General features: G+C 39.1%; 12 protein-coding genes and 1 tRNA gene. 4 read left to right on the forward strand and 9 right to left on the reverse strand.

Annotated elements, in window-relative coordinates; translation table 11 throughout:
* Nucleotides 1-96 precede the first annotated feature (96 nt).
* Nucleotides 97-744, reverse strand: coding sequence for a DUF166 domain-containing protein (locus CIT02_RS00900; protein ID WP_292613142.1), 648 nt, complete (start codon nucleotides 742-744; stop codon nucleotides 97-99).
* Nucleotides 745-911: 167 nt separating this feature from the next.
* Entirely contained in the window at nucleotides 912-1,793 is an 882-nt protein-coding gene (gene argB, locus CIT02_RS00905) for an acetylglutamate kinase (RefSeq protein WP_292613144.1), read from the reverse strand.
* Between the two features lie 327 nt (nucleotides 1,794-2,120).
* On the opposite strand from argB, the gene CIT02_RS00910 reads away from it, so the two are divergent.
* Complete coding sequence (locus tag CIT02_RS00910; RefSeq protein WP_292613146.1) at nucleotides 2,121-2,876, forward strand: hypothetical protein; 756 nt, start codon at nucleotides 2,121-2,123, stop codon at nucleotides 2,874-2,876.
* Nucleotides 2,877-2,971: 95 nt separating this feature from the next.
* Here CIT02_RS00910 and CIT02_RS00915 read toward each other — a convergent pair whose 3' ends face one another.
* The 7 genes from CIT02_RS00915 to CIT02_RS00945 form a co-directional block, all read right to left on the reverse strand.
* Nucleotides 2,972-3,664 (reverse strand): hypothetical protein, encoded by a 693-nt coding sequence (locus tag CIT02_RS00915; RefSeq protein ID WP_292613148.1) that lies wholly within the window; start codon nucleotides 3,662-3,664, stop codon nucleotides 2,972-2,974.
* Nucleotides 3,665-3,962: 298 nt separating this feature from the next.
* The gene (locus tag CIT02_RS00920; RefSeq protein ID WP_292613150.1) at nucleotides 3,963-4,313 is read right to left on the reverse strand and encodes a metalloregulator ArsR/SmtB family transcription factor; all 351 of its coding nucleotides are present in this window, start codon (nucleotides 4,311-4,313) and stop codon (nucleotides 3,963-3,965) included.
* 284 nt (nucleotides 4,314-4,597) lie between these two features.
* Nucleotides 4,598-4,669 (reverse strand) — tRNA-Gln (locus CIT02_RS00925).
* A gap of 288 nt (nucleotides 4,670-4,957) precedes the next feature.
* Nucleotides 4,958-5,878 (reverse strand): PAS domain S-box protein, encoded by a 921-nt coding sequence (locus CIT02_RS00930; RefSeq protein ID WP_292613152.1) that lies wholly within the window; start codon nucleotides 5,876-5,878, stop codon nucleotides 4,958-4,960.
* Nucleotides 5,875-6,333: a response regulator gene (locus CIT02_RS00935; RefSeq protein WP_292613154.1), complete on the reverse strand. Its 459-nt coding sequence runs from the start codon at nucleotides 6,331-6,333 to the stop codon at nucleotides 5,875-5,877. Before CIT02_RS00935 ends, CIT02_RS00930 begins: the two co-directional genes overlap by 4 nt.
* Nucleotides 6,323-8,968, reverse strand: coding sequence for a PAS domain S-box protein (locus CIT02_RS00940; protein WP_292613156.1), 2,646 nt, complete (start codon nucleotides 8,966-8,968; stop codon nucleotides 6,323-6,325). The genes CIT02_RS00935 and CIT02_RS00940 overlap by 11 nt, the downstream gene beginning before the upstream one ends.
* 177 nt (nucleotides 8,969-9,145) lie before the next feature.
* On the reverse strand, nucleotides 9,146-9,463 hold the full coding sequence (locus tag CIT02_RS00945) for a hypothetical protein (protein ID WP_292613157.1): 318 nt from the start codon (nucleotides 9,461-9,463) through the stop codon (nucleotides 9,146-9,148).
* A gap of 1,364 nt (nucleotides 9,464-10,827) precedes the next feature.
* Between CIT02_RS00945 and tsaA the strand changes: the two genes are divergently transcribed.
* The 3 genes from tsaA (at nucleotide 10,828) to CIT02_RS00960 (ending at nucleotide 13,198) form a co-directional block, all read left to right on the forward strand.
* Nucleotides 10,828-11,223 carry a tRNA (N6-threonylcarbamoyladenosine(37)-N6)-methyltransferase TrmO gene (gene tsaA, locus CIT02_RS00950; RefSeq protein WP_292613160.1) on the forward strand — a complete coding sequence of 132 codons (396 nt, stop codon included), beginning with the start codon at nucleotides 10,828-10,830 and terminating at the stop codon, nucleotides 11,221-11,223.
* A gap of 323 nt (nucleotides 11,224-11,546) precedes the next feature.
* Nucleotides 11,547-12,122 carry a hypothetical protein gene (locus CIT02_RS00955; RefSeq protein WP_292613162.1) on the forward strand — a complete coding sequence of 192 codons (576 nt, stop codon included), beginning with the start codon at nucleotides 11,547-11,549 and terminating at the stop codon, nucleotides 12,120-12,122.
* Nucleotides 12,123-12,511: 389 nt separating this feature from the next.
* Nucleotides 12,512-13,198 (forward strand): sulfite oxidase-like oxidoreductase, encoded by a 687-nt coding sequence (locus CIT02_RS00960; protein WP_292613164.1) that lies wholly within the window; start codon nucleotides 12,512-12,514, stop codon nucleotides 13,196-13,198.
* Nucleotides 13,199-13,221 lie beyond the last annotated feature (23 nt).

Here is a 13,221-nt window from a genome sequence, read left to right on the forward strand (position 1 = left end):
TAAAGAAAATGGTTTCTAAGTGGGTAATTAATGAGAAGAGGTTAAAAATAGGTTAAAAAAATTAGGTACTAAAAAAGGAATTAATTCAATTTTAAATCATTTTTTATGTTTAAGGGCTTCCTGGAAGGCTTCCTTGTGGAAATTAGCTGCCATTTCCTTTTTACACTCATCATCAGTGAACAGTCGCATTTTAGGGGCCCGGCAGGGGTAATGTTGTATCCGGAGACCGGCCTTAATGGGGAGGGTGGCGGTGTCCTCACCTACCATTTCCTGGGCCACAAAGTTAGTGCTGCCACAGGGTGAGCAGCGGAGAACCTCCACCTCAACCACCTTATCGCCCTGGCAGTTAACCCGAACTATAGGTCTCCCGAATTTAGAGACGAATTTATCGAAAACTGGGTTTCCATTCTCCGTGAGGTCGCACATGTTTTCCGGGCAGTTTACATTACCATAGTTTTCCAACTGATTTTTAAAACCTTCTCCTCTCCAGGCACCGACAATGATCCATTCTACTTTATCGTGGAGGGCGTCAACCAGGTCCAGGGTGAGGTCAGGGTGTAGAACATAGGTCAAAATGAGGTCTGCTTTTTCCAGTTGGGACATGGTTTTTGGGGGGAGTTGGATTTCATCCATGAAGCTGGATTGGGGAGCTTCCATTACCACGTAGTCACAGTCGAATTCCTCTTTAATGGTGGCGTAGGCCCGTTCACCGTAGGGTCCATCGGTTACTATGCTTATTTTCATACATTTCCCTCTGTATTTTTATTCATTCCCCTCAGTATCTGCATTACCTTTCATTTTATCTTTATACCCTTCTTCTTTATCTTCATAGCAGCTTATTAATGCAAATAGGCCCAATTTTTTTAATCTCTACTTATTATTTAAAAAAAAGAATAAATTTGGTTGTCCTATTATGGGGTTATCATGGTGCCTATACCGTCTTTGGTGAATATTTCCAGGAGTATGCTGTGCTTAATCCGCCCATCAATTATATGAGCGGATTTAACTCCTTTTTCAAGGGCAGTGATACAGGTGAGGACCTTGGGCAGCATACCATCACGGACAGTACCATCCTCAATCAGTTCCTTGACCTGGGCTATGGTGACCTTTTTTATGAGGCTTCCGGGATCCGTGGGGTCTTTTAGGATTCCTGGGACATCAGTAAGTATTATTAGTTTTTCTGCACCCATTTTTCCCCCTATTTCGCCGGCAACAGTGTCTGCATTTAAATTGAGTGTATCTGCCTTGTCATCCACACCTATTGGGCTGATTACGGGTATGTAATCATTTTCAGTTAGGACATCCAGGATTTCAGGGTTTATGGATTCAATCTCACCCACCAGTCCCAGGTCAACCATCTGCTCTTCACCGGTTTCCTGGTTTACTACTACTTGGGGTGAACGTTTACAGGCCTTTAAGAGAAGGTTGTCCTTTCCGGATAATCCTACTCCCTTACCTCCATGGAGGCCGATGTTGGCCACGATTTCCGTGCTTATTTTACCTACCAGGACCATCTTCACTATATCCATAGTTTCCTGGTCAGTTACCCGTAATCCTCCAATGAATTTTGGTTCCTTTCCCAGTTTGTTCATGGAACGGGAGATTTCAGGACCTCCTCCGTGTACCACTATGGGTTTCATTCCCACGTACTTCAGGAGAACAGTGTCCCGGGCAGTGGAGCTCTTGGCCGCAGAGTCGATCATGGCGTGGCCACCGTACTTAATCATGATCTTTTTCTTGTGAAATTTTTTGATGTAGGGTAAGGCCTCAACCAGAATGTTAACAGTTTCCATAATTAAACACCGTTATTTAAATTAATTTTTGATAAATACAGTAAATGTTTTTAATTAACACAGTAAATGAGGTTTATAATTGTAAAGGATAAATTTTTCCACTCATTTAACTTATAAATATCTTTAAATCCTAATTTATTAAAACTTTTCGGAAAACTATGTTCGCCCTGATCCTGTTACTTGTTCTGTCCTCATCATCTCCTGGTTTTTAAAGATATTTTCTCAGTGGTTTTCATTAGATCAATACTTCTTTTTGTAGGGATCTCGTTTCCTTAAGGAGCAGACCAATGGTAAACGGATTTATACCTATAAAATCAAAATAAAAATATGCCAGGATTTAGGGTACAGTCTGAAGGGGATAACCATGACTTCGTGTTCACCAGATCCTTTCGAAAAATATATCGCATGTTCCGCAGCCTGAAAAATCAGAAAGGAAAGTTTGTACTAATTATTGGCACTCCTGGTACTGGTAAATCCGCCAACATCTATTCTGCCCTGCGTATTCTGGATCTAAATATATACGATCCCACTCTGTTCCTGGATAAAATGGAAATGAGTTCATCTGAAGTTTTCCGTGAATTTTTCAAAACTCTGAGACAGGATCTGGGTGTTGAAACCAATGAAGAAATTTACCAGAAGGTGGCAGAGTACGATGGGGTATTACTGGCCGATAAACTCCTGGATTCAGAATTTATTGATGAAAATAGATTTGGATTAAGTCTTTGGACTGAAAATAATGGAATTAAAGCGTTTCCTTTTTATATTAAAGTTTTTAGGGAGTACCTGAAGCATCGCCAGGACCTGGAGGAGGTTAACGTGGTCATTCAGACGGCCTTTATGATCAAGTTTCGGGGGGTTAAATATGACCTTCTGACTGACTTCAGCCTTCTTTCTGATACCCTGGTCTTCCTATTAAACATTTTCTTTGAAATTATCCGCATATCCTACTCTCCAGAAGAGATAATACAGATAGTCAAAAATAACTTCCCCCAGGTGGAAGATGAAGAGATTATGGAGTGTATTTCAAAGTACGGACGTCGTCCCCGTTTTATTTTTGAAGAATTAGAGAAAAAGGAAAAATAGTGGAAGGGGAAAAAGTAGCTGCCGTGTACAATTAGATATTTTTTTTAAAAATTAATAAAAAAGGGTGTTAAGGGAAAAATTCCCCTAAAATAGATTTATCGGAAGTTTATCATACCTTCCTGATAGTAGTTCTGGAGTTCGGTGGCGTGCTGTAGTTCAAAGTTAGCGTAGGGGTCTTTGAAGTAGGGCATGATCATTCCCCTTAAGGTGTACACGAAGGCCGGTATGACACCGTATTGCTTCCGCATAATATCAAAGAAAAGGGGGAATCCGCATCCCTGGGCAAACATAGGATTATCTTTACGGGCAGTTCCGTGCCAGTACATGGGTATGGGGCCTTCCTGTCCATTTTTCTCAGCAATACCGTATAGATAGTTCAGGGCATCATCCAGGTTATTGAAAACCTTTCCGTCTGTCTTGTACTGGTATCTGCCGTCAGGAACACCAAATAGTGCTATTTTAAGGGAATCCCAGTAATTGGTATCACCGGCTGCACCAGTACCCTGGGTGTCCACAAAGGCCAACTCCAGAATCTCCACATTTCCTTCTTTATAACATCGATAATTCGAATCACCAGCAAAGTGAACCACTAGAATGGATTTTGAACCACTCTCATTGGCAAATTTAGCCAGTAACTGGGAGTGAAGGTGTCCGGGGTACATGTCGGGGTTGGCAACCTTTACAAAGGCCAGCCTACCTTCAGGAGTGATTGGACCGTTTAGGGTCGAAACATATGCATAACCTACTATCAGCAGTAAAACTGCCAATATAACTAATGACCATCTCATTAAACTTACCTCTTTATCGTGGGAATACTTCCTTTTCCTCTGTATTATTTACTTGATTCTTTTCTCCTTGATATTTCCCCAATTTGAGCCCCGGTTTATCAAGTATTTATTATCCTGTCAGGTAATCAATTCAATTTTTTTAAAAACTATCTAATTCAACTAGATTGATATATAATATAATAATTTATGTTTATTAACAATTTTGCACCAATTTATTCTTCATCACAGGGGCTTAGTTAAAAATCCATTCAAAATCTAATTTTGTATAAGGTACTACAATTAATTGGTTTGTATAATATTAATCGGAAATTTCTGTTTCCATTTTTAACATATCCACAATTCTATGGTCAGAAATGGAATAATAAGCCATTTTGCCTTTTTTACGGAATTTGACCAGGTTCCTATTCCTCAGTAACCGGAGTTGGTGCGATACTGCAGAGTCAGTCATTTCCAGAACTGCAGCCAGGTCACAAACGCATACTTCCTTCAGCATGAGGGCGTAGAGAATTTTCAATCGGGTGGGGTCACTGAGTACTTTGAAGTTATCAGAAAGTAATTGGAATGTTTCATCCTCCAGCATCTGTGATCTGATTTCTATTACAGAATCCTCGTGGATACAGTGAACATCACATATATCTTCATTTTTCATGAAAACCCCCATTAGATTCACTAGCTACATTCGTTGGATGAAAAGACTTTTACATTTTATTAAAGAGTCTCCTACGTTTAAAGACTTTTACATTTTTAAAATTGTTCAACTGTTCATTTATATTTTTGTAATAATTCATTTATATGTTGTAACTAAAGGGCCGCAGTAACCATGGCTTCGGTGAATAATAAAATAGTTCACAGCACTACTGGTGATAATTCTGGATTTGAGATTATGATTTAGTGATAACACTGAATAAAAAGGAGTTATGAACATTAAAATGATAGTCCCTAGCGGAGTCGAACCGCTGTCGCGAGATCCAGAGTCTCACATGATTGCCACTACACCAAGGGACTAAAACAATAGTTAGCGGTCTTACAATATATACTTTACTTTTTAGACAGTACTAACTACAGGAGTAGAAAAGTATTATTTGCCAGGAATTTACCCCGAAGACAGATTATTAGGGCCATATGATGTTAAGGAATAATATGATGTTTAAGTATTCTTTTGAGGTATTAATCCTTTATTAAATATTTTCCCTGTTTTTTTCTGTTAAAGTAGTTACAGGTTTTTTAGCAAGATTAGGTTTAGGGTTTATGGGGATTTTTAGGAGTTATGGGTTCCTTAGGAGAATGAGTATTTTAAGTGAATTTAGTATCGTATTCAAAGGGGCTGTGCATGGTATTCTGGATCAGGGGTTTCATGGCCTCTACCATGTTTTCCATCACCATGAAAAAATCCCGGTCTTTTTCTATTATGGTTTCCATCAATGATTTTTCAATACCCTTACGCGAACTTATATCGGTCATGATGGAGATAGCACCTAAATATTCCCCACTTGATTTAAACATGGGATTGGTGGAAACTAGAACCCATACACTGGTCTGGTCCTTGTTTAATAGTTCCAGTTCATAGATATAGGCTGATTTTTCCAGGGATTTCCCCTCACTGGCCTTCTTTAAATGTTTTTTAAAGCAGGATTCGCCCTCTGAATTGGTGAAATGGGATATATCCTGATTAATCATTTCTTTTACAGTGAAACCCAACATTTTAGCCATTTGTTTGTTAACATAAGTTAACTTATTCCCTGAATCAACAAAAAAAATTCCTGAATGAATTTTTTCAACCATTAACCTGTATTTTTCCTCACTTTCCCTTAGCCGGTGTTCAATGTGCTTGCGTTCAATGGAGTAGATTATTGATCTCCATAGTAGCTTGCTGTCTACCTGTCCTTTAATCAGGTAGTCCTGGGCACCTTCTCCCACTATATCAATGGCAAAGTCTTCGTCTTCCAGTCCGGTGAGTATTATTATGGGTATATCTGGTGCTATTTCATGCACCTGGTTAAAGGTACCAATTCCCTGGCTATCAGGCAGCTGCAAGTCCAGCAAAACGATATGAAAATCACGGTTACAAAGGGCTTCCAGTCCTTCCGAGAGGCGTTTGGCATGGGTAATATTAGATTGGATATTGTGGATCTGTTTGAACATCTGATTTATGATCAGGGCATCTCCGGGATTATCTTCCACCAGTAAAACATTAACCGTGCCTTTAATCCTCATACTACATCACCATGGTCCCTGTGGGGTAATTTTACAATATTCAGCCAGAAATCACTGATATTATGGATCACGTTGATTAACTGGTCCAGGTTCAATGGTTTGGTTATGTAACAATTGGCATTATTTTTATAGCTTTCAACCAGGTCTTCTTCTCGATTGGAACTGGTTAAAATTACCACCGGGATACATTTCAGCTTACTGTCTTGTTTAATTTCTTTTAAAACTTCTCCACCTGGCTTTTTGGGCAGGTTCAGATCCAGTAAAATCAGGTCCGGAAGTTTGTTCTGGTTGTTTTCCCACTGGTGTAACATCTGAATTGCTTCCTCACCATCACTTGCCACATGAAGCTGATTTTTGATTTCAGCTTCTTTAAAGACTTCCTGAATCAAACGCACATCTCCAGGGTTATCTTCCACCAGCAGTATTTCCACCCGGGTGTTAAGCTTATATTTCATGGTCTAACCTCCCGGGAATGTTAAAATAGAAATTCGATCCTTTACCTGGTTGGGAATCATACCATATCCTCCCTCCATGTCTTTCCACAATTCTTTTCACAATAGCCAGACCAATACCAGTTCCCTCGTATTCATCGGGACTGTGAAGGCGCTGGAATATTTTAAATATCCGATCTCCCTGTTGGGGGTCAATACCAATACCGTTGTCAGCCACTTTAAAGATCCAATCATTACCCTGTTTTTCTGCGGTGATGTGTATAGTGGGACAGGGCTGGTCATTGTATTTAATGGAGTTACTGATGAGATTCTGGAAGAGCTGAACCATCTGAGTGTAATCAGCATGTATCACCGGCAGTTCCCCATAATGGATAACAGCATTCTTTTCCTGGATTAACAGTTTGTATTCAAAGGTTATCTGTTGCAGGATATCCTTTATATTCACCTCTTTAAAATCATCACTCTTTCGATCAATACGGGAGTAGGTTAAAAGATCGTTGATCATCTCCTGCATCCGGGTTGCTCCGTCAATGGCAAAATGGATAAACTCATTGGCATCAGAATCAAGTTGATTTTCATATCTAAGCTTAAGAAGCTGGAGAAAACTGGTGATCATCCTTAGTGGTTCCTGAAGGTCATGGCTGGCCACATAGGCGAACTGTTCCAACTCGGCATTGGATCTCTTTAGTTTTCGCAATGTTTCCTGCAGTTCCTGTTGTACTATTTTGTTGTTGGTGATGTCCAGAGCAATGCCTATCATTTCCTGGGGTTTACCTTGTAGATCGTATACCACTCTTCCCATTATACTGAACCAGTGCATTGATTTGTCCTTCCCGATGGTACGCGTTTCCACTTTGAAATCTGCCCCATACTGTAATGTCTTTTGAAAAGCTGTTTCTACTTTTTCCAGATCATCAGGGTGCACAAAACTTAATAAGTCATCGTATCCCATCTCAGGGATAGGTTCCGGCCCGAAGATATGTTTATAGTGACCGCTCCATTCCACCACATCTTTCTCTATATTCCAGAACCACATGATTACACCGGCTCCTTCAATGGTCAGGCGTAATTTTTCTTCAGATTTTTTTAGGGCCTTGTTGGCCCTTTTGATTTCAGTTATTTCCAGTGCAGCCACATTGATACCCACTATCTGGTGGGAAGAATCTTTAATGGGGTACCATCCTTCGATCCAAGTTCTCACTTCACCCGGATGGGCAGCAGTTGCACCATTCATTTCCATGCTCACAGCCTTACCAGTTTGGAATATTTCTTTAATTATAGCTTCACCCTGCTGGCCCAGATCGGGAACCATTTCGTGGATAGACTTCCCGATATGTTCTTGTGGAGAAAAACCATTCATTTCGGCCATTGATTCATTTATACGCACGTAACGCAGATCGCAATCTAAAACACAAAGTCCCATGGGGGCGGAATTGTAGATGGCTTCAATTTCCGAAAGCCGTTTATGTGCTTTGTTTTCGCTTTTCAGGAGTTTTTTTTCCATTTCTTTGCGTTTGGTAACATCTCTAAGGAAACTGTGTACCTTACCGTTACCTTCCTGTGAAATTACGCTAGAATTGATGCTGTAATAGTGTGGAGTGCCATTTTTTACATTAATGTCCCCATCGAATTCAACAACTCCCTTATTTTTTAACTCATCCACCACATCATTCCTAAAAGATAACATTTGGGTGCTGCTGAATTCATCCAGGTTGGTTCTAATTAGTTCTTCCCGACTGAAACCGAGCATCAGGGCGAAATTCTCATTACAATCATGGATAACTCCCTTAAAATCATGAATACAGAAGCCATCATTAATATTTTCCACAATTGAACGGTATCGTTTTTCACTTTTTTGGAGGGCTTCCTCGGCTAATATGCGATGGGTGATATCTTCCACCATCCCATCAACCCAGTCAATGAAACCTTCTTCATGGTGATGTGCCCTGGCGGATACAGAAACCCAGATATTGCTGTAGTCCTTCTTTTTAAGAAGCAGTTTCCGGTCAGTTATTGATCCTTCACGTTGCAAGTCTTCTAAAAATAGTACTCTATCCTCTTTGTTAACGTAAAGATCCATAACTTTAATTTGCATAATTTCATCAGGGGAATCATAACCAAATATCTGGGCAAATGCCGGATTCACCTGTATAAATGTACCCCCCGGATCCGAGGTGTTACGGTAAACACCTACATTTAGATTTTCAATGAGGCTCCGGAATTTCTCTTCACTTTCCTGGAGTTCCTTTTCCGCCACTTTGCGTTTGGTGATATCTTCAAAAGATTCAAAACCACCTATAATTTCCCCATCATGGCTGCGGATGGTGGAAACAGTGAAGTGCAGATAGGTACCCTGTGGGCCCCTGTGGGGATAGTATTGTTCTGCTTCGTAAGCTCCTTTAACCTGTTGAGATGGTTTACACCTGCGGGGAAACCAGTATTCCAATCCATCTAAATCCTCATTTACCACTAAATCTGCCATACAAGGTCTTTTTGAATCGTAAAAGGCTTTCCAGTGCTCATCAGTTCCCACTATATCTGTGGATTTAATTTGACTGTAATCTTCCATGGCCTTGTTCCAGAGTACTACCCGGTGGTCCCGGTCGATTACAAACTGGGGTAAAGGTGAACAATTCATTATATTGTTTAATTCAACCAGGTCTGGATTTAAATTTTTAAGTGAATTGTTAAAATCAGTAACTTCAACCCCCCCACTTACTTTGTAAATTCCCCTTTTTATTTTTAAAAGTTTTAATCCGGTTTTAATAAGAATTGTTCTGGTCTGGCCCTTAAAAAAGTAATTAATGATAAATTATTATTTTTTGCTCTGCTTTTCCTTATTATCCAGTGATCTTAGAGTGTTAACTGCTAATTCCTGTTCCAAAGATCCCAGTCTTTCCGCCAGGAAGTCTAGTACCATTTTGCGGTCATCAAAGGAAACATTCTTTTTGGATAGAACGTTGATGAGTTCGGTGGTGCTTCGTACAGATTGTGTGCCTGAATTCTCAGCCATTAACATGATGTCCCTTTTTCCAATTTCTTTGGAAGGAGTGACACACACAGCTCCCAGGAGATCGCCATTTTTATCCTTCACATCCATTGAACTGGTGTAGTGTTTATTGTATTTAGTCATATTCGGATCACCTTAAGCCATCTTGAAACACCATAATAAATAAATCTTTGGATATGATCTTAAGAAATAATCCACTAAAAAATGAGTGGTGGGGGCATTAAATCTTTTCTTATTGACTCAATATGGTTATTATAAAAAATATATAATTCAATTATGCTAATATTTCCATTAAAATTAGAATAAAAGTCTCCGGAGCCAAGAACCCCAGAGACTCTTGCCTATCATGTCCTTACGGAGGCGGTGTAAAGGCATGAAGTCAAGTTCATATTATGAAGTCCAGTTCATAATACTAAGTGGTCGTTTAATTCACCTAATTACATCTTACTACAACATGATATTTAAACATTTGCGTTGGCACTAACTTCCATATAACAACCTTATTATATCTCTTTTTAGGAGCTACAGAGCTTTGTGGTGTGATATTTGTTTTTGAATTGAGAATTAATGATTGGGGCACTTTTTTCGGTTTGCTTTTTGTGAATAAGGTCACATTAACCTTTAAGTTCCAGTGAAGTAACAGTTTCCTTGGGGAGTGATAATATTTTAAGAAAATTGAAGAGGGATAATCCTAAAAAAACAACCAGAATATCTTCCAGTGGAGAACGATTACTGAATATAAAGAGAATTTTAGGGGATGAAAAGATTAAGAGTGAACAAACTCTTAACTGAAACCTTTTTTAACATTTCACTAAATTTTGTTTGATGTAAGTTTATTCAGTATTTATAAGTTATTTTTGGGTTTTATTAGTTATTTTTAATTCTAATTTACCTTATTTGCGGGTAATAATATTTTTTTCCAGATAATCATAATGCAATGGTTTAGTTTTAGTAATGGTTTAACAAAATGTGGATGAGGTTCATCAAAAATATCAACTGATAAAAAGATTTGTATGAGTTATTTCTTTTGCTATTAGTCCTTAATATTCCAATATAAATATGGTAAAGACTCCGTAAGTTATATAAGGAATGTTATACAAGTTTAAAATGCAAATACTTTATTAAACCACGATCAATGGAGAAGCAATAGCAATATCACGAATTGCCTCCCTAAAATATCATGTCCCGCAGGGCCCAACCAGACTCCCCATTCTCAAAAAAATCCCTGCGGGGTTCTCCATTGAATATCATTCTCCTTTTGATGAACTAATTGCCTAGTATTGATCTAATTTTATATTAATGCTGGTGGTCAAATTATATTGTAAGAGTAATTTTGCCGATTTATCCTACGGATTATTGAACCCCACGGGGGCCTTATAAAAGATTCACATATCCTCCCTAAAGTTTAACCCCATTACAATATTCAATTTATCTTCAAATAGCCAATACCCTTAAAATCAACCGATAATTTATTAAGAGGTTTTATTATGCAAGTAACTGCAATTGGTCGGGTTAATTCACCCTTCAAAGCTAAAAAAGGGTCCCCCCATCAGGGCCGTTTTTCTGATGAGGTGAGCACCATCACTATTTTTCCAGAGTATGCCGAGGCACTGGAAGGAATTGAAAGCGGGCAGAACCTGCACGTCATCTACTGGATGGACCGTGCTGATTCAGTCTCCCTTAAAGTGGTTCCTTACGGTGGAACAGAAAAAAGGGGTGTTTTTTCTACCAGAGCCCCGGTAAGGCCTAATCCAATGGGGTTGTGTCTGGTTAAACTGGTCCAGAGACAAGGTAACATTTTAAGGGTCAAGTGGCTGGATGCCCTGGATGGCTCCCCTGTCCTGGATATCAAACCATTTTGGGAAGAAATAGATTGCCCCTGATTATTTATTTAATAGAAGTTTTTTGACCGGGAAAGCACTCAATAAAGCTTCCCATTAAATAAATTCCCCATAAAAGTTTCTTGGGAATTTAAGTTTTTTTTTTATTGGCAAAATTTTTTCCAAACATATTTATTTTCCAAACATACTTATGATTAGTAGTATCAATATAACAGATAGAAATTTTAATGGATTTCACGGGTTCAACTAGAAAATATATAAAGTGAATGATTGTTCTTTTTTAGAATGATTATGGGGGATAGTCTATCGAGTGGGGATAGTCCTTCCCTTAAACTGAAGGTCATTGATTAGAGGGAGAGGGGAAAATGGACTTTAAATTGGCTACAGAACTCACCAGGGATATTAAAAAAATAAAAGGGGTTTTATCGGTAATTTACCCTGGTGCGGCTGCTTCTAAAACTTTAAAAAATGTTGATCTAATGGTGGTTCATACTGCCCCATCAGAATCTAATTTTAGTAAAGTAAATGACCTGGTATCCGGAAAGTTCCACATAAAACAGGTAACCCTTGATGAACTTGGCACCAACCCTGAACTCACCGCAGCAATGGAGGGAGAAGGAGTTTTACTCCATGGTAAAGCCGTGGATATAACTGCCGAGGGTATGAATCTAAAGTCACGCATCATATTGACCTACGACACCACCAAAATGAACCAGAACGATAGAAATAAACTTAACCGCGCACTTTATGGGGGTATATCCACTTACAAAAAGGATGGGGAAAGAATTGTTAAGGAATACCCGGGAATAGTTAGCAAAATCAATGCACAGAAACTGGGGAAAGGTGTTTTAATGGTGGACCGCTTTAATTCCTCCCTGGTGACCCAAACCCTTAAAACATTCCAGGCCCAGTGGAAAGAAATTCCAGTATGGACTTACTGATAACTTATCTCCCCTTCAGTCCTTTTCTGTACAATAAATAATATCTTACAATTATAACCAGAAACACGACTAAAACCAGGAACAAAACAATCAAAGTAACTAAATTCATTTAAAACACCTCTTTTTATTAATCTTGTGGCAGTAAATAAGTATCCCTAAGTGATACGTGTATCCATAACTTTATCTTTTTTTTAGAATGTTGGGATGCCAGTTTCATGATCAAATGGAGAACTGGATAAAATATTAATCAGTCAGGGATTAAAATATTAACTGTAAAGGGAATGATTAACAGTAAGGGAATGAAACTGCCATGTGGGGGACGAAATTCACCTGCCTGGCAAATATTTTAATGAAATTAACTGATTAAAACATCAATGGGGGTAATACATTTGAAAAAGGTTTTAAAACAGTTTTTTAAAGGGGATTCCCACACCCTGGACAATGAAACTATCCAGAATATTCGAAGTGATAAAGATGTTATTATAAGTCCGGATACTCAAAGGGAGATTAGGATTCCACCGGGACAGCATGTAGATAACAGCTGGCCAGTGTTACATGCGGGGCAAGTGGCTAAGATTGTTCCTGAGAAATGGGAACTTGAAATAGGGGGCCTGGTAGATGAAGAGGTTAAACTCAATTACCAGGAGTTCATGGACTTACCCCGAGTACAGGTCTTCTCAGACATACACTGTGTCACATCCTGGTCTAAATTAAACAATTTATGGGATGGAGTGAGCACATCAACCATTAAAAAATTGGTAGGAATACGTCCCGAGGCCAAATACGTTCTGGTTCACGCCCATAAGAATTTCACCACCAACCTTTCCCTGGAGGATTTTTTTGCCCCAGATGTTTTACTGGCCACCCACCACAATGGAAAGGCCTTAAGCTCCCCCCATGGAGGTCCGGTGCGCCTGGTTGTCCCCCGCCTGTACTTCTGGAAAAGTGCCAAATGGGTAACTGGACTGGAATTCTTGGCAGAGGATAAACGTGGATTCTGGGAGTCAGCCGGTTACCATAACCATGGAGACCCCTGGATGGAAGAACGTTACAGCTGGCAGGAGAATTTAGAGTAAGATCTATTTTTTTAAACTAAAAA

The organism is Methanobacterium sp. BAmetb5, assembly GCF_003491305.1.
In the GTDB taxonomy this organism is placed as follows: domain Archaea; phylum Methanobacteriota; class Methanobacteria; order Methanobacteriales; family Methanobacteriaceae; genus Methanobacterium.

Excerpts from the sequence above, each read along its gene's own strand:
- CIT02_RS00910 (WP_292613146.1), top strand. The coding sequence starts at position 2,121 with ATGCCAGGATTTAGGGTACAGTCTGAAGGGGATAACCATGACTTCGTG.
- CIT02_RS00945 (WP_292613157.1), bottom strand. The coding sequence starts at position 9,463 with ATGACTAAATACAATAAACACTACACCAGTTCAATGGATGTGAAGGAT.
- CIT02_RS00940 (WP_292613156.1), bottom strand. The coding sequence starts at position 8,968 with ATGAATTGTTCACCTTTACCCCAGTTTGTAATCGACCGGGACCACCGG.
- CIT02_RS00900 (WP_292613142.1), bottom strand. The coding sequence starts at position 744 with ATGAAAATAAGCATAGTAACCGATGGACCCTACGGTGAACGGGCCTAC.
- CIT02_RS00955 (WP_292613162.1), top strand. The coding sequence starts at position 11,547 with ATGGACTTTAAATTGGCTACAGAACTCACCAGGGATATTAAAAAAATA.
- CIT02_RS00930 (WP_292613152.1), bottom strand. The coding sequence starts at position 5,878 with ATGAGGATTAAAGGCACGGTTAATGTTTTACTGGTGGAAGATAATCCC.
- argB (WP_292613144.1), bottom strand. The coding sequence starts at position 1,793 with ATGGAAACTGTTAACATTCTGGTTGAGGCCTTACCCTACATCAAAAAA.
- CIT02_RS00920 (WP_292613150.1), bottom strand. The coding sequence starts at position 4,313 with ATGAAAAATGAAGATATATGTGATGTTCACTGTATCCACGAGGATTCT.
- tsaA (WP_292613160.1), top strand. The coding sequence starts at position 10,828 with ATGCAAGTAACTGCAATTGGTCGGGTTAATTCACCCTTCAAAGCTAAA.
- CIT02_RS00935 (WP_292613154.1), bottom strand. The coding sequence starts at position 6,333 with ATGAAATATAAGCTTAACACCCGGGTGGAAATACTGCTGGTGGAAGAT.
- CIT02_RS00915 (WP_292613148.1), bottom strand. The coding sequence starts at position 3,664 with ATGAGATGGTCATTAGTTATATTGGCAGTTTTACTGCTGATAGTAGGT.